Annotated in this window: 17 protein-coding genes, 1 tRNA gene and 3 pseudogenes; 16 read left to right on the top strand and 5 right to left on the bottom strand. The window is 43.7% G+C overall.

Translation table 11 applies throughout. The features are described from left to right. Nucleotides 1-465: 465 nt before the first annotated feature. The 4 genes and pseudogenes from tkt (at nucleotide 466) to NI464_RS04190 (ending at nucleotide 4,143) form a co-directional block, all read left to right on the top strand. Nucleotides 466-2,454, top strand: coding sequence for a transketolase (gene tkt / locus NI464_RS04175; RefSeq protein ID WP_253137822.1), 1,989 nt, complete (start codon nucleotides 466-468; stop codon nucleotides 2,452-2,454). A 126-nt stretch (nucleotides 2,455-2,580) separates the two neighbouring features. After that, nucleotides 2,581-2,795 (top strand): annotated as a pseudogene (locus NI464_RS04180) (hypothetical protein). 175 nt (nucleotides 2,796-2,970) lie between these two features. Further along, nucleotides 2,971-3,426, top strand: a complete 456-nt coding sequence (locus NI464_RS04185) for a GNAT family N-acetyltransferase (protein WP_253137823.1) — start codon at nucleotides 2,971-2,973, stop codon at nucleotides 3,424-3,426. Nucleotides 3,427-3,555: 129 nt separating this feature from the next. Continuing rightward, the gene (locus tag NI464_RS04190) at nucleotides 3,556-4,143 is read left to right on the top strand and encodes a YceI family protein (protein WP_005104355.1); all 588 of its coding nucleotides are present in this window, start codon (nucleotides 3,556-3,558) and stop codon (nucleotides 4,141-4,143) included. Between the two features lie 47 nt (nucleotides 4,144-4,190). On the opposite strand, the gene NI464_RS04195 is transcribed toward NI464_RS04190, so the two are convergent. Next, nucleotides 4,191-4,907, bottom strand: a complete 717-nt coding sequence (locus NI464_RS04195) for a glutamine amidotransferase (protein ID WP_253137824.1) — start codon at nucleotides 4,905-4,907, stop codon at nucleotides 4,191-4,193. Between the two features lie 240 nt (nucleotides 4,908-5,147). Between NI464_RS04195 and yfcF the strand changes: the two genes are divergently transcribed. Beyond that, on the top strand, nucleotides 5,148-5,789 hold the full coding sequence (gene yfcF, locus NI464_RS04200) for a glutathione transferase (protein ID WP_004279965.1): 642 nt from the start codon (nucleotides 5,148-5,150) through the stop codon (nucleotides 5,787-5,789). 130 nt (nucleotides 5,790-5,919) lie between these two features. Further along, nucleotides 5,920-6,861, top strand: coding sequence for a cation diffusion facilitator family transporter (locus NI464_RS04205; RefSeq protein ID WP_004279963.1), 942 nt, complete (start codon nucleotides 5,920-5,922; stop codon nucleotides 6,859-6,861). A gap of 31 nt (nucleotides 6,862-6,892) precedes the next feature. On the opposite strand, the gene NI464_RS04210 is transcribed toward NI464_RS04205, so the two are convergent. From NI464_RS04210 to cysS, 4 genes are all read right to left on the bottom strand, one after another. After that, a complete protein-coding gene (locus NI464_RS04210; protein WP_004279962.1) occupies nucleotides 6,893-7,870 on the bottom strand; it encodes a fatty acid desaturase family protein in 978 nt (325 codons plus the stop codon). A gap of 93 nt (nucleotides 7,871-7,963) precedes the next feature. Continuing rightward, complete coding sequence (locus NI464_RS04215) at nucleotides 7,964-8,752, bottom strand: hypothetical protein (RefSeq protein ID WP_004279961.1); 789 nt, start codon at nucleotides 8,750-8,752, stop codon at nucleotides 7,964-7,966. 192 nt (nucleotides 8,753-8,944) lie between these two features. Then, a tRNA-Gly gene (locus NI464_RS04220) sits at nucleotides 8,945-9,020 on the bottom strand. Nucleotides 9,021-9,082: 62 nt separating this feature from the next. Beyond that, nucleotides 9,083-10,504 carry a cysteine--tRNA ligase gene (gene cysS, locus NI464_RS04225; protein ID WP_004729875.1) on the bottom strand — a complete coding sequence of 474 codons (1,422 nt, stop codon included), beginning with the start codon at nucleotides 10,502-10,504 and terminating at the stop codon, nucleotides 9,083-9,085. Nucleotides 10,505-10,936: 432 nt separating this feature from the next. Between cysS and NI464_RS04230 the strand changes: the two genes are divergently transcribed. The 10 genes and pseudogenes from NI464_RS04230 to NI464_RS04275 all read left to right on the top strand — a co-directional run bounded on the left by NI464_RS04230 (nucleotide 10,937) and on the right by NI464_RS04275 (nucleotide 20,607). Then, nucleotides 10,937-11,980: a KpsF/GutQ family sugar-phosphate isomerase gene (locus NI464_RS04230; protein WP_004279959.1), complete on the top strand. Its 1,044-nt coding sequence runs from the start codon at nucleotides 10,937-10,939 to the stop codon at nucleotides 11,978-11,980. Between the two features lie 3 nt (nucleotides 11,981-11,983). Further along, entirely contained in the window at nucleotides 11,984-12,523 is a 540-nt protein-coding gene (locus NI464_RS04235; RefSeq protein ID WP_004279958.1) for a KdsC family phosphatase, read from the top strand. Nucleotides 12,524-12,556: 33 nt separating this feature from the next. Then, the gene (lptC, locus tag NI464_RS04240) at nucleotides 12,557-13,105 is read left to right on the top strand and encodes an LPS export ABC transporter periplasmic protein LptC (protein ID WP_253137825.1); all 549 of its coding nucleotides are present in this window, start codon (nucleotides 12,557-12,559) and stop codon (nucleotides 13,103-13,105) included. Further along, the gene (lptA, locus tag NI464_RS04245) at nucleotides 13,089-13,655 is read left to right on the top strand and encodes a lipopolysaccharide transport periplasmic protein LptA (RefSeq protein ID WP_004646679.1); all 567 of its coding nucleotides are present in this window, start codon (nucleotides 13,089-13,091) and stop codon (nucleotides 13,653-13,655) included. The genes lptC and lptA overlap by 17 nt, the downstream gene beginning before the upstream one ends. Next, nucleotides 13,655-14,398 (top strand): LPS export ABC transporter ATP-binding protein, encoded by a 744-nt coding sequence (gene lptB / locus NI464_RS04250; RefSeq protein WP_005107230.1) that lies wholly within the window; start codon nucleotides 13,655-13,657, stop codon nucleotides 14,396-14,398. Before lptA ends, lptB begins: the two co-directional genes overlap by 1 nt. A 142-nt stretch (nucleotides 14,399-14,540) precedes the next feature. Next, nucleotides 14,541-15,959 (top strand): annotated as a pseudogene (locus NI464_RS04255) (TolC family protein). Beyond that, nucleotides 15,956-18,094 (top strand): annotated as a pseudogene (locus NI464_RS04260) (type I secretion system permease/ATPase). The pseudogenes NI464_RS04255 and NI464_RS04260 overlap by 4 nt, the downstream one beginning before the upstream one ends. Beyond that, a complete protein-coding gene (locus NI464_RS04265) occupies nucleotides 18,091-19,278 on the top strand; it encodes a beta-barrel domain-containing protein (RefSeq protein WP_253137826.1) in 1,188 nt (395 codons plus the stop codon). Before NI464_RS04260 ends, NI464_RS04265 begins: the two are co-directional and overlap by 4 nt. Nucleotides 19,279-19,397: 119 nt before the next feature. Continuing rightward, nucleotides 19,398-19,997 carry an IMPACT family protein gene (locus NI464_RS04270; protein WP_253137827.1) on the top strand — a complete coding sequence of 200 codons (600 nt, stop codon included), beginning with the start codon at nucleotides 19,398-19,400 and terminating at the stop codon, nucleotides 19,995-19,997. Beyond that, nucleotides 19,990-20,607: a DapH/DapD/GlmU-related protein gene (locus NI464_RS04275; protein WP_004279945.1), complete on the top strand. Its 618-nt coding sequence runs from the start codon at nucleotides 19,990-19,992 to the stop codon at nucleotides 20,605-20,607. Before NI464_RS04270 ends, NI464_RS04275 begins: the two co-directional genes overlap by 8 nt. Nucleotides 20,608-20,688 lie beyond the last annotated feature (81 nt).

A 20,688-nucleotide genomic window follows, 5' to 3' on the forward strand; every position in this document is an offset into this window, starting at 1 on the left:
AGAGCTAAAAGACTCGGTTTGAGATTCAATCTAATTGCTGGAATTTATAACTTGGAGCTGAGTAAAAAATGATTTATGAAAGAGGTCTATTTTATAAAATTTAATACAAATTACATTATGAATACATCAGAGAATTGTATGAATTTTCTTCAAAAATAATGGTGTGAGACATATGAAATAGAAACAAAATCAGCATAAATTCAATCCTGTTTATCAGCTTGAAATCCAGATACAGAAATTAAAGTCGCTTTTGAAATGCAGGATAATTCAATCTGTAAACCAGTAGAGCGAATCAAAGCCGAAGAAGAAATGTGGAATAATTGTACGATAAGGCAAGAGACACTCAATAAACTGATAAATATTGTTGGTTAGTCTTTACCCCTCGCTGTTTTTTTAAGACAATAGACAGCAGTTTTGAAAGTCTTTTCATCATTTCCTATTTCTGAATATTTTGGACTCTGATTTATGACAACCCCGCTTAATGAACGTCGTATTGCAAACGCAATTCGTGTATTGGCAATGGATGCTGTGCAAAAAGCAAACTCAGGACATCCAGGTGCTCCAATGGGGATGGCAGATATCGCTGATGTGGTTTGGCGTGAATTCATGAACCACAACCCGACCAACCCGAATTGGGCAAACCGTGACCGTTTTGTATTATCAAATGGCCATGGCTCTATGCTTCAATATGCGCTTCTTCATTTAACGGGCTACGATCTTTCGATTGAAGATCTTAAAGCATTCCGTCAACTTCATTCTAAAACACCTGGTCACCCGGAGTTGGGCTATGCACCAGGGATTGAAACGACGACTGGTCCTTTAGGTCAAGGCATCGCGAATGCTGTCGGTTTTGCACTGGCTGAAAAAACTCTAGCTGCGCAATTTAACAAAGACGACATCCAAGTTGTAGATCACTTCACTTATTGCTTCCTCGGCGATGGCTGTTTGATGGAAGGTGTTTCTCACGAAGCATGTTCTTTGGCGGGTACATTGGGTCTGGGCAAATTGATTGCTTACTATGACGACAATGGCATCTCGATTGACGGCGAAGTGGAAGGCTGGTTCTCTGACGATACAGAACAACGCTTTCTGGCATACGGCTGGCAAGTGATTAAAGTTGATGGCCACGATGCAGATGCAATCCGTCAGGCAACGATTGAGGCGAAAGCTGAAACTGCTAAACCAACCATCATTATCTGTAAAACCGTGATTGGTTTGGGTTCACCAAACAAGCAAGGTAAAGAAGACAGTCATGGTGCACCACTCGGTCATGACGAAATCGTGTTGACTCGTGAAGCGCTAGGTTGGACTGACGAAGCATTTGTGATTCCTGAAGATGTTTATGCAGCTTGGGATGCGAAAGCCAAAGGTGCTGAATCAGAAGCAGCTTGGAACGAAACATTTGCTGCTTATGCTGCAAAATATCCAACTGAAGCCGCTGAATTTAAACGTCGTTTATCTGGTGAATTACCGGCTGACTTCGTTGCAAAAGCGGATGCCTATATTGCAGAAGTGAATGCCAAAGCTGAAACAATTGCAACGCGTAAAGCCAGCCAAAATGTATTGCAAGCACTTGTTCCATTATTGCCAGAAGTTCTAGGTGGTTCTGCGGATCTTGCAGGTTCTAACCTGACCCTTTGGAAAGGCGCGCAAGGCGTACAAGACAATCCGGCAGGTAACTACGTACACTATGGCGTACGTGAATTCGGTATGACTGCAATCGCGAATGGTGTTGCACTGCATGGCGGGTTCATCCCTTATGTAGCAACATTCCTGATGTTTATGGAATATGCACGTAATGCGGTACGTATGTCTGCATTAATGAAACAGCGCGTGATCCATGTGTATACGCATGACTCAATTGGTCTGGGTGAAGATGGCCCAACGCATCAACCTGTTGAGCAGATCGCATCCCTTCGTGGTACACCAAACCTAAATACATGGCGCCCATGTGACACCGTTGAAGCAGCAATTTCTTGGAAATCTGCATTAACGCGTGCTGAAGGTCCAACCGCATTGATCTTCTCTCGTCAGAACTTGCCATTCCAAACCCGTACTCAAGCTCAAATTGAGAACGCTGCGAAAGGTGGCTATGTATTGGCTGAAGAAAAAGGCGAATTGAAAGCCATCATCATTGCAACTGGTTCTGAAGTATCTCTGGCAATGGAAGCTTATGCACAGCTTGAAGGCGTGCGCGTAGTGTCTATGCCATGTGCTGAAGAATTCATGAAGCAAGATGCAGCTTATCGTGAAGCGGTTCTTCCAACGAATATTCGTGCACGTGTTGCTGTTGAAGCTGCACATGTAGATTACTGGTGGAAATTTGTAGGTCTTGATGGTCGTGTCATTGGTATGACCACTTATGGTGAATCTGCACCTGCAAAAGATCTGTTCCAGTTCTTCGGGATTACCACTGAAGCAGTGGTTGCAGCTGTAAAAGAGATTACTGCATAATCAACTGATTAGGCGGTTTATTAAAAGGCGCTCCAGTTTTGGGGCGTCTTTTGCTTTTTAGCGTTGTTTTCATGTGGCAACTGTTAGAAAGTTCTCCCATAGTCGAAATGAAAGAGTGAGATGAACATGAGCTTGTATGAACAAATTAACGATGAAATTACTTTAATGGATGCAGGCGAACTCAAGTGGATCGGACAGGAATTACCTCTTGAAGCGATGGTTGCAGTTGATTTAATGCTGCAGAATTAGCCGAAGAAAATATCATTAAAGTGCGTCGTAAAAATCATGAAAAGACGACTGGCCTAAAACAGGTTGATCGTATTCTGGTTGAAAAACTTTAAACATAAAGCATGAAAAGTCCCTGATTGGGACTTTTTTATGCCGGATGATTTTTCATCTGACAGGTTGCTTATGAACATCAGATGAGATAAAGCTAGGTTTAGGCCGCTATAAAAATTCAGCGACCACTATCGAAACGACTTAAATTAAAGAAATAAGCCAAAGAAGCGGTTAAACATGAATATACAGCCCCAGATCCAGATCAAATCTCTAGAGCAAATATCACAGCCGGAATGGCTATTTTTATGGCAAGACTATCAACGCTTTTATCAGACGCAAATTTCGGATGAGGTGAGTGAAAATACCTGGGATAAATTAACCAATTATGAATTAGATTCAATGTACGGTTTTGCGGCCTTGATTGATGGAAAGGTCGTTGGGATGGTGCATGTCATCGAACATAACAGTAGCTGGACAGTAAGACCATATGCTTATTTGCAGGATCTATTTACTCATCCGGACTATCGCGGAAAAGGCGTGGCGCGAAAGTTGATTCAGCATGTCTATCAGGTCGCGCAGCAGCGTAATTGCGACCGGGTTTACTGGCTGACTCATGAATCAAACCATCAGGCACAAGCCTTGTATAACAAAGTCGCCAAGAAAACTGGATTCATCCAATACCGTATGGATTAAAGCTCAAAAATTAAAAAAATAACTTACAATTTTATCGTTTCATCGCTGCAACAAAACGTTTTATCTTTAGGGCTGTAAACGGTTCCAGATTCTATACACTTAATTACATCCAAAACGTGAGATAAAAACATGAATTTCAAAACATTAGCATTAGGCTTGACGGTCGCATCTGTAGCAACAGTTTCTATGGCAAAACCAGTGGCCTATACGATTGACCCGACTCATTCAGCAACTGTTTTCTCTTGGAGCCACTTTGGTTTCTCTACGCCATCTGCAAACTTCAGTGACATCCAAGGCACCATTAATGTTGATAATGAAAAACCTGCGAATTCTTCGGTCAATGTGAACATCCCGGTTGCAAGCATTAATACGAATGTGAAAGCACTGGATGACCATATTAAGACAGCAGAATTTTTTGATGTTGCCAAATATCCGAATATTACTTTTAAAAGTACTAAAGTTCAGGCTTTAGGCAAAAACAAATATAAAATCACCGGCAACTTAACCGTGAAAGATGTCACTAAACCTGTGGTACTGGATGCAGTTTTAAATAAACAAGGCGTACATCCAATGACTAAATTACAAACGATTGGTTTCAATGCAACCACTTCATTTAACCGTTCAGCCTTTGGGGTAGGCGGTTATGTTCCAAATGTGGGCGATAAAATTACAGTAAACATTACTACCGAGGCTTCTGTACCTGCTCCGAAAAAGTAAGAGTGAAAAATTAAAAAAGCACCCAATTGGGTGCTTTTTTATTACGGTTATTTAAGTTGCAGGTTTTCTAAATAATGCATCAATACCGAACTGGCTGCCTGTTCAAGCGCGGGCGCATAGCGTTGATGATCCGCCCGTAAGGCGGGAATATTGATCTGAGCTTTGCGTAACTCACAGGTATGTCCAATCAGCCATTTCTCTAAACTTTCACTGGCCACTTCAGCATGGAATTGTAGTGCTAGAATATTCTGTCCTACCTGAAAAGCCTGATTTGGATAAAGGTCAGAGCTGGCCAGTAATTCTACCTGTTCAGGTAGGTCAAAGGTATCACCATGCCAATGCAGGACGTCAATATCATCCAGAGCTTTTAGTGGATTATTTTCAATAGAAGCAAGACTGAGTTTAGACCAGCCAATTTCCTTTACATCTCCTGGATAGACTTCAGCATCCAATGCAGCAGCAATTAATTGCGCACCTAAACAGATGCCTAAAGTCGGTAAATTCTTTTGCAGGCGAACTTTAAGTAAGTCCATTTCCTGTTGTAAAAAAGGATAATCCTCAGTTTCATAGACTGCAATCGGGCCACCGAGAATAACTGTTAATCCGGGATGTTCAAACGCCTTGGTGAGATCATCGATACCGGCTTCGAAATAACGCACACGTAAGCCGAGCTGATAAAAAATATCTTCCCAAGCACCTAAGTCTTCAAAAGCCAAATGTTGAATGGCATACACGGTATCGGGGAGGTGAGCTAAGTTCAGCATAGTTTTTTGATATCAAGAGAATGATTTAATTTAACGTGAATCAAAAGCAAAATAAAAGGCTTTATGCCTCACATCACATACATTATAGAAAATAATGAATATCGCTTCGCTATCGGCAACTGTATAAACATTTTTGTGTGATTGCTACATGAAGCGGGTCATTTTCCTTTTATATAGGAAAGAGAGTAGAGTAAGGCTGCCGTACTGAATAAAAACAACAAGCCTATCAGGATCAAGGATATGCAAAATATAAGTTTATATGTCGATAAAAACAGAATCAGCCCTTATGCCATGTCGGTCTATGTTGCCTTAAAAGAAAAGGGTTTAGATTTTCAGGAAATAGTGGTCGATTTAGATCAGCAGCAACAGAAATCTGCGGCTTATCAAGCCATTTGTCCAAGTGCTAAAGTTCCGTATTTAATAGTAGATAACTTTAGCCTGTTTGAATCATGGGCGATCACTGAATACTTGGAAGATGCCTTTCCAGCACCTAAGTATCCAGCCTTATATCCAAAGGAAATTCATGCCAGAGCTAAATGTCGGGCCATACAAGCCTTGGTCAAAACGGATTTTATGCAAATCCGCCAGCAAATGCCTTCCGATTCGGTATTTCATCCACCAAAAATATCTACACCTCTTACAGCTCCGATCACTGAAGAAATTCAGCGATTGTTAAATGTGGCAGAACATATGCTGGAGGATATATGGTTAACTGAACACTGGTCAATTGCAGACTTTGATCTGGCCTTTATATTGCATCGGTTGCTGAGCCATCAGGTGAAACTTCCTGTGAAAATAATAGAATATGTCGAGGGTAATTTTAAGCGTGCTTCGGTACAGGCGTGGCTGGAAGAACATGAAAAAGCTAAAACTTTAATTTAATGCCGACTGATAAAACAGTTCATAAAAAAACTACTTAAATAGGTAAAATTCAAGCGTAATATGAATCAGAACAAGACTTGAAAGATGCTGAGGATACAGTCCTCGTTGAATAAGAAGGAAGGAGTGGCCGGTGGGAAATTCACATCATCATGAGCATAGTCATGTCACCGTGACTGCAAAAAATGCCAGAAAATTATCAATAGCGCTGGGATTAACCACCACTTTTTTAATTGTGGAAGTGATTGCTGGTTTTCTAACTCAAAGTTTGGCCTTACTTTCTGATGCTGCGCATATGTTTACCGATGCTGCTGCACTGGCTATCGCTTTAGTCGCTATCAAAATTGGACAAAAACCGGCAGACAATAAACGGACATTTGGTTATCAGCGCTTTGAGATTTTGGCTGCTTTGTTTAACGCCTTAATGCTGTTTGTGGTTGCGATTTATATCTTGTTTGAAGCTTATCAGCGTTTGAGTCATCCACCAGAAATTCAAAGCCTTGGCATGATGATTGTTGCTGTTTTGGGGCTGATCATTAATCTGATTTCCATGAAAATTCTGGTGTCTAGTAGTCAGGAAAGTCTCAATGTCAAAGGTGCTTATCTGGAAGTGCTCAGTGATGCACTGGGATCTGTAGGCGTGATTATTGGAGCACTAGTGATTTATTTCACCGGCTGGATGTGGATAGATACACTCATTGCAGTATTAATCGGATTTTGGGTATTGCCAAGAACCTGGATTTTGCTGAAACAGAGCATCAATATTCTGCTTGAAGGTGTGCCGGAGGAAATTGATATTGAAAAATTACGTCACGATCTTTTGGCGCTTGATGGGGTCCAGGATATTCATCAGCTCAAGGTCTGGGCGATTACTTCCAAAAAAGTCATGCTGACCGTGCATCTGGTTGCACCGAATGTGGATTATCAGAAACTGCGGCATCAGACCTTTGAGATGCTTCACCATGAGCATCATATTACCGAGATGACCTTGCAGATTGAAGCGGAAGATTGCCCGCCGGAACATCGGGGACAATCCTCACATCCGCATTCACATGCTGAAACCCATCAGCATTGAAGTGGAATAATCTAAGCATCGGGAAAGTTGATTATTTTTTTAAAAGTGAACGAATCACATCCAGATAACTTGGCGGAGCATCGACATACTCACGCTCCCTTAACATCTGGTGCATTCTCCCCAGCTTTTGATGCGGAACAGAGGCCATCAAATGATGTTCAATATGATAGTTCACATGAATCGGGGCAACCAAAGCACGTGCCAGCCAGCCTGCACGAGTAGTTCGGGTATTGCTAAGGGCAGAATGACTGGTTTCTAATCCGGCATGTTCAGCCATGGCACGGATGCGGATGAACAAAGGAAATGGGGTGATATAGGCGAGAGGCCATAATAAATACAGTTTAGGATGGCCGCTGGCCCAAAGCGCAGAAAAAATTGCTGCATTTGAAATTAACATACCAGAACTATTTTTAAGCAAGTTTTTCGCTAACTCTAAATTGCTGCGATCATCACGCGGAATTGGCTTGGGGTCATTGGAAACACTCCATTCCAGTAATTCCAGATCCATTAATACTCGACCAGCGAGAAATTTAAGCCCCGATTGCCCATTCAGGTCACGGAAGAATTTCCTGAATAGTGAGCTTTGCGTAATGGGAAAGTTTTTTACCAACCCCAAGTCAGGATCATCTGGTTGCGAGGTTTTAGCATGATGTTTCAGATGATAAGGACGATACTTGCTGACATCATTCCAGATCGGGCGTGCACAGAGCCAGTCAGTCAAATGAGTGTTCAACCATTTGGTTTTAAAAAGACTATGGTGCGAGGCATCATGCATCAAAATAGCCATGGCAAGCTGGCGTCCAGCAAGAATGGCCAATGCCAGCGCGCACATCAGGACTTTCCCCCACGTAGGTAAATATTCCCAGCTATAGGCTACCGTGCCAAAGGTCATGACAATTACGGTCCATGTCGAACCTACTGCCCAGGCACCGTGCAAGTCTGAGGTCGTGGTGAGTTCTTTAATTTCATCACGACTAAAAAGTTCTGTGACACTGACCTTGCTGTTCATTCTTCTGCCTATATTTAGTTCTTATTGCTGTATTCAATATATTTGGATGAAATATTACAGTCAATTTATTTTTGTGTATAAAATAGAAATAAATTAGACCCCTTGGTCTTTAAAATAATGTTGCCATAAAAGTTGACCCTGTTTTTCTATTTTGCGGACTGCGAGCTCAAATTGTTGTCGGGCATCGGTGTCTATCCATTCTGCAGGAAGCAAAGGATCAGCACGTAAACTAAACAGGGCAGATTTACCTAGATAAAAGGCACTTTTTGCAGCATCTGCTAAAGTCAGATTTTGGTAATTCTCAAACCAGTCATTGATATCATGCTGTACTGCATGATAGGTCTGATGTAGCGCTTCGATATCCCATAAATCACGAACTTCGGTTTCACTTTCCAGTTGACTGATTTGGAAAAAACGTGCGTCAGGATCTAATCCAAACTGGATTACAGCTGTTTTTAATGGACTTAGGTTTAGTGTTAAATTATCGGGACGAATAAAAACATTTTGCTCTAGTTCCTGAAAACCATAATAACGTAGCGCTTTTTCTCTTTTAGATAAGGCAGTACGGTCTACACGTCCCAAAGTGCCGGTATAGACCAATACATATTTTCCGTTCCATGTGGTCGCCGTTTGCATATCAGGGTGTTTGTTTAAGCTGATAAAAGAAGTATCGAATTTTTTCTCTAGCAATTGATATACGCCGCGCTCTACAGCTTGAATCACATTTTCCTGATTTAATCGGGCCACAGCGACACGGATACCATTGTCAGATATACCCAATAATTCAGCAGCAGTTAATATCCGCTTAATAGACAGGGTGGAGTTTTTAGAGGCATATAAAAGATCTAGAATTAGATGACGAGCATTTAATTTATAAGTCATGAAACGATATCGTTATGAAAGGGATTGAAAGTTTTAAAGTTTATCCACAATAGCACTTTGTCATGAATAACCCAAAAAAATTGTCAGGGTAAAAGAGGATGAATAAGTGATTTGAGATATACATTTTATTAATAAATTTTTTTCAAACACAATAAAAAAACCCTTATCTTTCGATAAGGGTTTTTCGTATTCTGGAGCGGGAAAGGAGACTCGAACTCCCGACCCCAACCTTGGCAAGGTTATGCTCTACCAACTGAGCTATTCCCGCAATGAGGTGAATTATAGAGAATTCCACAGCAGTGTCAACTCCCTATAAATCTGTTTGATTAATTAATCAGCACGGCGCCAAACTGTACCTTGACGGGTATCCTCAAGAACAACACCTTGATCAAGTAAAGATTGACGGATTTCGTCTGCGCGTGCGAATTCTTTGGCTTTCTTGGCATCCTGACGCTGTTGAATCAAATCTTCAATTTGTTCAGGTGACAATCCTAGAGCTTCTTGACCAATGTCAGACTTGAGGAACTCTTCTACATCCTGCTGTACCAGACCGAGAATATTGGTCAGGTGACGTAAAGTTGCATAATAAATCGCTGCCTGTTCCGCATTTTCTTCTTTCACGGCACGATTCAGTTCTTTATTGATTTCGAACAATACCGCAATCGCTTCAGGCGTATTGAAATCATCACACATAGCGGTATTAAAACGTTCAACAAAAGCCTCATCCAGAGTTTCAATCAGATGATCACCATAAACCGCCTGATAGGTTTTAAACGAGTGATAGAAACGAGACAAGGTATTTTTTGCTTCTTTTAAGGCAACATCCGAGTAATTCACCGGGCTACGATAATGGGAAGAGACAATGAAATAACGCACCACTTCCGGATGGAATTTTTCAATCACGTCGCGAATAGTGAAGAAATTGCCTAAAGACTTCGACATTTTCTCGCCATCGACATTAATAAATCCGGCATGCATCCAGTAATTGACATACTGTTCGCCAGTAGAAGCTTCAGATTGTGCAATTTCATTTTCATGGTGCGGGAAGGTTAAATCGGCACCGCCGCCATGAATATCGAAATGATTACCCAGGCAGCAGGTCGACATTGCTGAACATTCAATATGCCAGCCTGGACGACCATTACCCCAAGGAGATGCCCATGACGGTTCATTTTCTTTGGCGTGTTTCCAGAGGACAAAGTCAAACGGATGTTTCTTTTCGACTTCAACATCGACACGTTCAGAGGCACCGGCTTGCATATCTTCTAGTTTACGGCCAGAAAGACGACCATATTTGGCAAACTTCTCGACCTCAAAGTAGACATCACCATTATTGGATGGATAAGCCGTACCTTTGTCGACCAGGTTGCTGATCATATCCTGCATCTGATCGATGTAATCTGTGGCTTTAGGTGCTACATCAGGTGCAAGGCAGCCCAGTTTGGCAAAATCCTCATTCATCGCATCAATAAAGCGGCTGGTTAGCTCTGAGATACTTTCGCCATTTTCATTGGCACGTTTAATAATTTTGTCGTCAATATCCGTAATATTACGCACATATTTGACTTTCCAGCCTTGGCTACGCAGGAAACGGATAATATAGTCAAATGCAACCACTGTACGTGCATGTCCAATATGACAGTAGTCATAAACCGTCATACCACAGACATACAGATCAATTTGACCTTCAACACGAGGTACGAATTCTACTTTTTTGCGTTGCTCTGAGTTATATAGAACAAATGGTTGCATAGCTGTTCAAAAGACTTCAAATAAAAGGATGAATCATCTTAACCTAAGCATAATTATTCATAAAGATAAAAGCGCAAAAAGCCTCAGTTATTTAGGATAGTTAGGCAACGAGAGTGATTTAGAAAGAAGAGGTTCAGGAAGTGAAATAGCGATATTGAGCTTACATTTTCAGAGGTAATGTTTGCCAGTATGATTAAATTATATTTGAATGAGTCTGGTCTGATTTGAACCAAACCTATTTTGGATAGCGTAAGCGCGTTCCCCTAAAAAATAAAAACAAGCGCCTTTTACAGCGTCAAAAATGAAGCGAATGTAGAGGTGGAGATACCAGATTGTGCAAGTTAAATACAATCTGAATATATTAAAAATCCGTCGAATCTTCTACATTTAGAAAGCTTACAATTGCATAGCTATGCTAAAATTGCGAAAATTATGCCCATCAAACCAGAGTTTTTCTCTGTCCTTAGCGTAGGTAAACAGGCTTTGAATCCACAAAAAACAGCGAATCAACTAGATTTCCAGAAAGTCGCACTTGAAACACTGCGCATCGAAGAAAATGCACTACAGATTTTAGCAACACAGATTGATGACCGTTTTAGCCGGGCATGTGAAATTATTCTACAGTGTACCGGCCGTCTGGTGATTACCGGAATGGGCAAGTCAGGTCATATTGGCCGTAAAATGGCGGCGACATTTGCTTCGACCGGAACTCCCTCATTCTTTATGCATCCTGGTGAAGCCGGTCATGGTGACTTAGGTATGCTGGTGGCTGGTGATGTGCTGATTGCGATTTCAAACTCGGGCAAGAGTGATGAAATCATGATGTTGATGCCACTCATCAAACATCTGGAAATTCCGCTGATTACCATCAGTGGTGATGATCGTGGTCCAATGCCACAAAATGCTGATGTAGCTTTGACGCTGGGTAATATTCAGGAAGCGTGCCCACTGGGTTTAGCGCCGACATCGTCAACGACGGCAACATTGGCTTTGGGTGATGCTTTAGCGGTGGCTTTACTGGACGCTCGCGGCTTTACCTCGGATGATTTTGCACGCTCACATCCTGCAGGTGCACTGGGTAAGCGTCTGTTATTGCATGTGAAGCATCTGATGCGTACTGGAGCCGATTTGCCGAAAGTCTCGCCTGATACCGCCATGAATAAAGTATTGTACGAAATTTCCAACAAGCGCTTGGGCTTAACCACAGTCGTCGATGAAAATGATGTGTTGCTGGGGATTTTTACCGATGGTGACTTGCGTCGCTTGATTGATAAGCAGCAAGGTTTTGATGTCAATCTGGCTATTCAGGACGTGATGACCAAAAATCCGTTGACCATTTCTCAGGAAGCACGTGCAGTGGTGGCACTGGAACGTATGAATGAACATAAAATTAATCAATTTGTAGTTGTTGATGATGCCAATAAAGTCATTGGCGTGATTAGTATGCATGACCTGATTCAGGCTGGGGTAAATTAATAAATGGCATCTTATGTATTATTAGAACAGGCACGTCATATTGCAGCACTGGTGCTTGATGTAGATGGTATTTTAAGTGATGGCTTTGTAACGCTGACCAATACTGGCGATGAGATCAAATCCTTTGACATTCGTGATGGTCTGGGCATGAAACTGGTTCAGCAAGCAGGGATCAAGGTGATCATTATCACCGGGCGTAAAAGCAATATTGTAGAAAAGCGTATGTCGGATCTGGGGGTTGATCTGGTCTATCAGGGCCGTGAAGATAAAGGTACAGCACTTCGTGAAGCCTGTGCGCAGCTTAATATTGATCCTGAAGATTGTCTGTACATGGGCGATGACTGGCCTGATCTGTCTGCTTTTGCCATTGCCGGCATGAAAGTGACCGTGCCTAATGGTCATGTTGAAGTTCGCCGCCGTGCCGATCTGGTGACTCAGGCCCAAGGTGGACGTGGTGCGGTGCGTGAAATCTGCGATATGCTGTTAATGTCCAAAGGCATGTACCAAGAGTTACTTGAAAAATATACTCGTGCGCCTTATTAATAAGTCATATCTTTTGGATTAAGTACACCGCTTATGGATACTAAAGTTTTATATATTACGGCTGTGATTATTGCCGCAATAAGTGGTGGTTATTACTATTACAGCGGCAAGGGCAACAAGCTGCAGGCAGATTCTGCGCGCAGCATGACCTATTCCGCTCAAAATATTAACTTAACCCAGACGGATGAAACAGGCCAGGTGTCGGTTCGTGCCCAAGTGGACCGACTCGAGCAGAACCTGCAGTTAGAAACCTCAAAGCTGGAAAATCTGCGAGCATCGACTTATGACAATGGTAAAGTCGATGCGACTTTCTTTGCCAAAATGGCGCATGGTTATGATGACAATACAAAAGTTGTACTCTCTCAAGAAGTGCTCGCCACCAAAATCATGCAAAATGGGAAAATGCAGTTTCGTACTGAAGAACTGACCGCTTTTCCGAAAACACGTGAAATTGAAACAGACAAGACAGTGATTGTGGAATCTCCACAGGCTGAATTTGTCAGCCAGGGTCTTAAAGCCAATCTTAATGATGGTCAATACGAATTCTTTAATATTCGAGGAAAGTATGAACCAAACTCCTAAAGCCAAAATGATGCACACTTTCCTGAAGCGTATGACGCTGGCGACTGTGGTTGGACTCGGTTCAATCGCTGCTTTTGCACTGCCATCTGACCGTAACCAGCCAATCACTTTGCTGGCTGACCGGGCGACTTTCAATGAGCGGACGGGTGTGACGACGTATTCGGGCAATGTCATCATTGAACAGGGCACCATGAAGCTGCAAGCCAATTCGATTGTGGCCAATCTGAACAATAAGCGCCAGATCAGCCTGATTACGGCGACGGGCAGCCCGGCACAGTTCCAGCAAAAAGTGGATCCTGCCAAAGGTCTTGCCAAAGGTCAGGCGCAGAAAATTGTCTACAATGCTGAAACTGGGATTATTACTTTGTCCGGTAATGCCTTCCTGCAACAGGACGGTGCCAGTATTCGTGGTGCGACTTTAAAATACAGCATGAACAAAGGCGATATCGAAGCTACCGGAACACCAAACAAAACCGGTTCATCGTCTGGTCGTGTACAAATCGTGATTCCACCTTCTAGTTCAACATCCTTCCCGGGAGCGCGTGATTAATGGAGCAATCGCAGCAGGTTCAAACCTTAACCATTAAGCATCTGGCGAAAAACTATAATAAACGCTGGGTAGTGAAAGATGTGTCGTTCAGCATGGAAAGTGGCCAGATTGTTGGGTTGCTGGGACCAAATGGCGCCGGTAAAACCACCAGTTTCTATATGGTGGTCGGTCTGGTGCGGATGGATAAGGGGGAAATCTATCTCGATGATCTAGATCTTTCCGACCTCGCAATGCATGAACGGGCACGTAAGGGAATTGGTTATTTGCCGCAGGAAGCTTCGATTTTCCGAAAACTGACAATTTCCGAAAATATTATGGCGATTCTGGAAACCCGTAAAGATATGACCAAGGCACAACGTCAGCAACGTCTGGCGGAGCTATTGGCAGACTTTAAAATCACCCATATCAAAGATTCTTTGGGCATGAGCGTATCTGGTGGGGAACGACGTCGTGCTGAGATTGCGCGTGCACTTGCGGCTGACCCAAAATTTATGCTACTCGATGAGCCTTTTGCCGGTGTCGATCCGATTTCGGTCGGAGATATTAAGGATATTATTACGAACTTGAAAGATCGCGGAATTGGGGTGCTGATTACCGATCATAACGTGCGTGAAACGCTGGCGATTTGTGAGCATGCTTATATTGTCAGTGAAGGCGCATTGCTTGCTGAAGGCACACCAGAAGAAATTCTGGCGAATGAGACCGTGAGAAAAGTTTATCTGGGTGATGATTTCACTGTTTAAATAATCCTGCTTTATATAAAAACCCTGCATCAGACGCCAGTTGTCGGATGCAGGGTTTTTTTTGATCAAATCAAAGTGAAAAAGATTTCTTTTAAAGGGATTTGATATATGGTTAGGCTAAAACAAGAAACATTACATAATTATACGATTTAGGGCAGAACACTTTAAAAAAAATCAGGGGAAAACAGATCAAAAAAGAAGGGGATTGATACTTCTTCTTTTGCCTTTATCTGTGTCTTTGGCGCATGCAGAAAGTTCATCTCATTATTTTACCAATCTCAAGAATGGCTTGGATTAGCTGATTGTACCCAAGCCGACACGGTCAGCGCATACCATTGATATTACCTCGCTCGGTCATTATTCATTAGATACATCAAAAGTAGCTGAGCTGCCGCAAATTACCCGGCCACAGTCAGGACAGCCAGCTTTCAGTCCTACGGTCACAGCTGGTATTCCACAAAAAATGAATTTGGTGGAAGCTGTACACCGGGCAGTGCAGCGACGTCCTGAAATCACACAGAGTATTTCGACATTATCTGCGCAGGCCGCGAATATCGATGTGGCGAGAGCGGGTTATTATCCGCAGTTATCCGGGGGTATCGGGACAGGTGACCTCACTTCCGGTGAACGTGGACAACAAATGGTTTCTTTGAATGCCACCCAGATGCTGTATGACTTTGGCAAAATTAAAACCAATGTAAGTGTGGAAGAAGCGCGATTGGCAGAAGAACAGGCCAAGGTGCTTGTCAGTCTGGATCAGATCGCATTTGAAGTGGCTGATGCAATAGTGAGTATCAAACGCTATCAGCAAATTACCCAGATTGCCCAACAGCAAATTCAGGGCATTGGACGGATTGCAGAAGTTGCCAATTTACATGCCCGTGCCGGGATCAGCAGTCAGGCCGACCCGATTCAGGCGCAGTCCAATCTGGAAGCAGCGCAATCGAATCTGATTGTACAGCGGACCCAACTCAGACAATATCAACAACGCTTGTGTACCTTGCTAGGATTTGATGTATCCATTGTTGAATGGGATATTCCTTATCCGACCATCAGTCTCAAAGGCAGTCTAAGTCAGGCGATGAATGGACGGAATCCAAATAATAATGAAGATGATGGCTTCTGTAATTCAGTCATGACTGAAGTGAGCAGTAATTTGTATCGGGGTGGTGCAACGCGTTCACAGACCCGTGCCGCAAGCTATGCCGAAGAAGCTGCACGCGCACAGGTCAATACGGTCTATCTGGATGTGCTGGATCAGGTGCGCTTGATCCGCGAGCAGATTGAAAATAAACAAAAACAAATGGGGGTTTTATCCCAGCGCCGCGCAACCACGGTGCGCACCAAAGAGCTGTATCAAGAACAATATAAATTGGGTACCCGAACCGTAGTGGATTTGCTGAATGCAGAGCAAGCCATTCATAGTGCCGCGCAGGAAATTGAATCGGCACGCTATGATATTTATTCGGCGATCGTACAGTACATTCAGGTCACCGGCCGTACACGGGATATTTACGCGCTTAACCGTATTTCTATTCAGGGGTTTGAAGTTCAGCCATGAGTACTACAATAAATTATCAACCGTGGCTTAAAGCGGTTTTAAATATTGCCCGGCATTACCGGATCGAGCCTTCTGAGGAGCGGATTCGCCTGCAACTGGACTGAGACCAGCATCATGACATCGATGACATGCTCAAGATAATCAGTCGTCAGATGGGTTTAAATGTCCGTAAAAATAAATTTGAGCGCAGCCTGCTGAATCCATGGCGTTTACCTTTACTGGTTGAATTCGATAGTGGTGATGTGGGGGTGATTGAACGCATCGACACACAGGGCAATGTCAGCATCCAGCTCAGTGGTGATGAAGGTTTATCTCAAAGTTTCATGATTGAACAGTTAGAGGTTGGCATAAAGCATCTTTATGTGCTGCGTCCTGAATCTTCAGTTCCAGATGCGCGGGTGGATGAATATATCAAACCCTTTGAGAAAAACTGGTTCTGGTCAATTGTCCTGAATGACTGGAAGCGCTATATCGATGTGATGTTTGCGTCTTTAATTGCCAATATTCTGGCACTGGCCACGATAGTTTTCTCGATGAATGTCTATGACCGTGTCATTCCATCGCAATCTATTCCGACGTTATGGGTGTTGGCCGGTGGCGTGCTGATCGCTGCGATTTTTGAATTTGTATTACGTGTCTCGCGGATCTATCTGTCAGACATTATTGGTAAACGTGCGGATTTAAAAATTTCTGACCGGGTTTTTGGTCATTCATTACGGATTAAAAACAGCGAACGTTCCAAATCAACAGGAACCTTTATTTCACAAATTCGTGAGCTGGAAGGCGTCCGCGAACTGGTGACTTCAACCACCGTCACGGCAATTGCCGATCTGCCATTCTTCTTCCTGTTCTTAGGGATCTTCTGGGTGATCGGTGGCAATCTGTTCTGGGTCATGCTACTCGTTGTACCCTTAATGATTCTTCCGGGAATTCTGGCGCAGAAAAAATTGGCACAGCTGGCTCAGTTGGGCATGCGCGAATCTGCCATCCGCAATGCCTTGCTGGTAGAAGCCGTACAAGGCATTGAAGACATCAAGCTGTTAAGAGCTGAAACGCGTTTCCAGAATCAGTGGAATCATATGAATGAAGTGTCAGCCGATGTCAGCATGCAGCAACGTAAAATTGTCGGCTTAATGACCGCCTGGACCCAAAAAATTCAGGGACTGACCTTCGCGATTGTGGTTTTAGTCGGGGCTTTTGCGGTGATGCAGGGCGACATGACCACGGGTGCACTGGTGGCCTGTTCAATTCTTTCTTCACGCATGTTAGCACCAATTTCACAAATTACGGGCGTACTGGGTCGCTTGCAGCAGGCCAAAGTAGCGAAATCCGGTCTGGATGAATTGATGAAAAAACCGGTGGATCAGCCGGACTATTCGCACCTGATTCATCGTCCGGCACTGGATGGTCATTATGAGCTCAACGGGGTGGTGTTTAAATATGGTGATGATGATCCGAAACCGAGCTTGATGATTCCCAAACTGGAAATCAAGCCCGGGGAGAAAATTGCGATTCTGGGCCGTAATGGTGCAGGAAAGTCGACCTTGTTGCAGCTCTTGTCTGGGATGCAGACACCGTTACAGGGCAAGGTCAAGCTGGATGGTATTGATCTGACCCTGATTGATCCGTCAGATGTACGGCGTGATATGGGCTTGCTGAATCAGAACTCGCAGTTATTTTATGGTTCAATTCGTGAAAACCTGACTTTGGGTGCACCTTTGGCCACCGATCAGCAAATTCTGGAAGCCTTACAAATTACCGGTGCACTGGGATTTGTACAGGAGAAAAAAGAAGGGCTGGATCATATCATTTTAGAGGGTGGTGTCGGCTTTTCTGGTGGACAGCGCCAAGCCTTGTTATTGGCGCGGTTGTTGATTCGTCAACCAAAGATTTTGCTGCTGGATGAACCGACCGCTGCCATTGATGATGTGTCAGAAAAACAGTTGATTGATCATCTTAAAGGGTATTTAACCCATCGTACGATGATCGTCGCCACTCATCGCCGTGCGGTATTGGAACTGGTGGATCGTATTCTGGTGGTCAATGATGGCAAGATTGTGATGGATGGACCACGGGATCAGATCCTGAATCAGTCGCAGGGTGGTAATAAGCGGGTTGTGGGAGCAAGTGCATGAGTGAACTACAGCAACTAAAACGTTCCAGCAAGGTCAGCTTTCAGGAACCGCCATTACCCAAATCAAGTGTCATCATCTGGATTATCGGCATTGGCCTACTGGTATTACTGACCTGGGCCTGGTTATTCAAATTGGAAGAAGTATCTACCGGTACTGGAAAAATAATTCCATCATCCAAAGAGCAGGTGATTCAGTCTCTGGATGGCGGTATTTTGACTAAACTTAATGTCAAAGAAAGTGAGATTGTCGAGCGTGGGCAAGTATTGGCCCAGCTTGATCCGACCCGCTTTGAATCCAACGTCGGTGAATCAGAATCCTTGCTGGTGTCATCACGTGCCACTTCAGCCCGTTTACGTGCGGAAGTCACCGGCGCACCGTTGGTCTTTCCTGAAGAAGTGTTGAAATACCCCAAATTGGTTAAAGAAGAAACGGCCCTGTATCAGTCGCGTCGAGCCAATTTGCAAGAATCTGTTGCAGGCCTGGAACAGGCTTTGTTACTGGTGCAGCAAGAACTGGAAATGACCGCTCCCTTGGTCGCCAAAGGGGCAGCCAGTGAGGTTGAAGTGTTGCGTCTAAAACGTGAAGCCAATGACCTGCGTAATCAGATGAATGATATCCGTAATCAATATTATGTCAATGCGCGGGAAGAATTGTCCAAAGCCAATACTGATGTAGAAACCCAGCAACAGGTGGTACGTGGCAAGTCGGATACTTTGAGCCGAACTGTTTTTAAATCACCGGTTCGCGGTGTCGTCAAAGAGATTGATGTGATGACGCTGGGCGGCGTGATTCCACAAAATGGCAAGTTGATGACCATCGTGCCACTGGATGAAAAATTACTGGTTGAAGCACGAATCTCGCCGCGTGATATTGCCTTTATTCGCCCTGATCAGGAAGCATTGGTTAAAATTACAGCTTATGATTATTCGATCTATGGTGGGTTGAATGGTAAAGTTGCGATGATTTCACCGGATACCTTGCGTGATGAAGTCAAGCAGGATAAATTTTATTATCGGGTGTATATCCGTACCGATAGCTACAAGCTCAGCAATAATGCCGGGCAGGAGTTCAATATTACTCCAGGGATGGTGGCCACCGTGGATATTCGTACTGGTTCAAAAACCGTGATGGATTATCTGATCAAGCCATTTAATAAAGCCAAAGAAGCCTTGCGTGAACGGTAATATTTGCCAAGCAATTGAGTAAAACAATCGATCAAAATCAGGCCTCTCCGTGGAGAGGCTTTTTATTTGTCTGTGCAAAGCGGGTATACTGCAGCAGTGAGAGTTTAAAGCCTGAAGTTATGCCATTTACTATTGCCAGCCTGGTCAGTTTCGAGGAAGACATTAAAAAAAGCCGCTTTCAGGCCTTTGCCACCCCTGTTGAGAATGAGGAGGACGTCAAAAATTTTCTGGAAGCTTATCGTGATCCAAGCACCACGCATCAATGCTGGGCCTGGAAAATTGGCCATCAGGTACGCTTTAATGATGATGGTGAACCCTCAGGCACGGCGGGACGCCCGATTCTGGCAACCATTGAAGGCAATGAGCTGACCAATGTGCTGGTGCTGGTCAATCGCTGGTATGGTGGGATCAAGCTGGGAACAGGGGGCTTGGTGCGTGCCTATGGCGGTTGCGCTGGACAATGTTTGTTGTTGGCAGAAAAAATTGAACTGATTGAAAAGAAGAAGGTGCAATTTTCCTGTCAATTCAATGAATGGGCCATCTTTCAATATGAGTTGAATCAGCAACAGATTGACTATCAGGAAGAATATACAGCTGAAGGAGTACAGGTCAGTGCCTTATTTCAGTTACATCAAATTCAACCTTTTGCCTTAAAAATTCAAGATGTGACCCGCGGCCGGGAACAGCTCAAAATCATAGAAGAAGCGACAGATGACTGACGTAGATCCATTACTGAAATATCGTGAGCAGCATAAACATCGCCTGAATTACATGCCTTGGCTGTACTGGTCTTTAAAGCCAAAAAATCGCGGTTGGGCAGAAGCGTGGCAAAAGGACTATCAGGCTTACTTGATGGAAATGGAAACCGTCGAGATTGGTGAAAACTGTTTTATTTCACCTCTTGCACATATTTTCGCGGAGCCGGGACGCAAAATCATTATTGGTGATAATAGCTTTATTGCTGCAGATTGCACCTTACATGGCCCCCTAGAGATCGGTAATGAAGTGGCGATCAATCATCACTGTATTCTGGATGGTGGCCGGGTGGGGATTAAACTGCATGATCAGGTGCGCATCGCCGCTTATTGTCATCTTTATGCCTTTGATCATGGCATGGATTTGGAGCAGCCGATTTATCAGCAGCCAGTACGTTCGCAAGGCATCGAGATTGGTCGGGATGTGTGGCTCGGTGCGCATGTCGGTATCAAGGACGGAATTAAAATCGCAGATCAGGCCGTGGTGGGAATGAACAGTATGGTGACCAAGGATGTCGAGAAGCGTGCGATTGTCGCCGGTAATCCGGCCCAATTCATTCGCTATCGTGAATAAGCTTTTGGAAGTCAAGTGCTTGATGCAACAGCCTGACTCAGCAGATGGTTCGATATATTGATCTATATTTGTTCACATAAA

This window comes from Acinetobacter lwoffii, assembly GCF_024129685.1.
GTDB classification, from domain to species: Bacteria; Pseudomonadota; Gammaproteobacteria; order Pseudomonadales; family Moraxellaceae; genus Acinetobacter; species Acinetobacter lwoffii_X.

Coding starts and splice junctions, on each gene's coding strand:
- tkt (WP_253137822.1), top strand. CDS start 466: ATGACAACCCCGCTTAATGAACGTCGTATTGCAAACGCAATTCGTGTA.
- NI464_RS04185 (WP_253137823.1), top strand. CDS start 2,971: ATGAATATACAGCCCCAGATCCAGATCAAATCTCTAGAGCAAATATCA.
- NI464_RS04190 (WP_005104355.1), top strand. CDS start 3,556: ATGAATTTCAAAACATTAGCATTAGGCTTGACGGTCGCATCTGTAGCA.
- NI464_RS04195 (WP_253137824.1), bottom strand. CDS start 4,907: ATGCTGAACTTAGCTCACCTCCCCGATACCGTGTATGCCATTCAACAT.
- yfcF (WP_004279965.1), top strand. CDS start 5,148: ATGCAAAATATAAGTTTATATGTCGATAAAAACAGAATCAGCCCTTAT.
- NI464_RS04210 (WP_004279962.1), bottom strand. CDS start 7,870: ATGAACAGCAAGGTCAGTGTCACAGAACTTTTTAGTCGTGATGAAATT.
- NI464_RS04215 (WP_004279961.1), bottom strand. CDS start 8,752: ATGACTTATAAATTAAATGCTCGTCATCTAATTCTAGATCTTTTATAT.
- cysS (WP_004729875.1), bottom strand. CDS start 10,504: ATGCAACCATTTGTTCTATATAACTCAGAGCAACGCAAAAAAGTAGAA.
- NI464_RS04230 (WP_004279959.1), top strand. CDS start 10,937: ATGCCCATCAAACCAGAGTTTTTCTCTGTCCTTAGCGTAGGTAAACAG.
- NI464_RS04235 (WP_004279958.1), top strand. CDS start 11,984: ATGGCATCTTATGTATTATTAGAACAGGCACGTCATATTGCAGCACTG.
- lptC (WP_253137825.1), top strand. CDS start 12,557: ATGGATACTAAAGTTTTATATATTACGGCTGTGATTATTGCCGCAATA.
- lptA (WP_004646679.1), top strand. CDS start 13,089: ATGAACCAAACTCCTAAAGCCAAAATGATGCACACTTTCCTGAAGCGT.
- lptB (WP_005107230.1), top strand. CDS start 13,655: ATGGAGCAATCGCAGCAGGTTCAAACCTTAACCATTAAGCATCTGGCG.
- NI464_RS04265 (WP_253137826.1), top strand. CDS start 18,091: ATGAGTGAACTACAGCAACTAAAACGTTCCAGCAAGGTCAGCTTTCAG.
- NI464_RS04270 (WP_253137827.1), top strand. CDS start 19,398: ATGCCATTTACTATTGCCAGCCTGGTCAGTTTCGAGGAAGACATTAAA.
- NI464_RS04275 (WP_004279945.1), top strand. CDS start 19,990: ATGACTGACGTAGATCCATTACTGAAATATCGTGAGCAGCATAAACAT.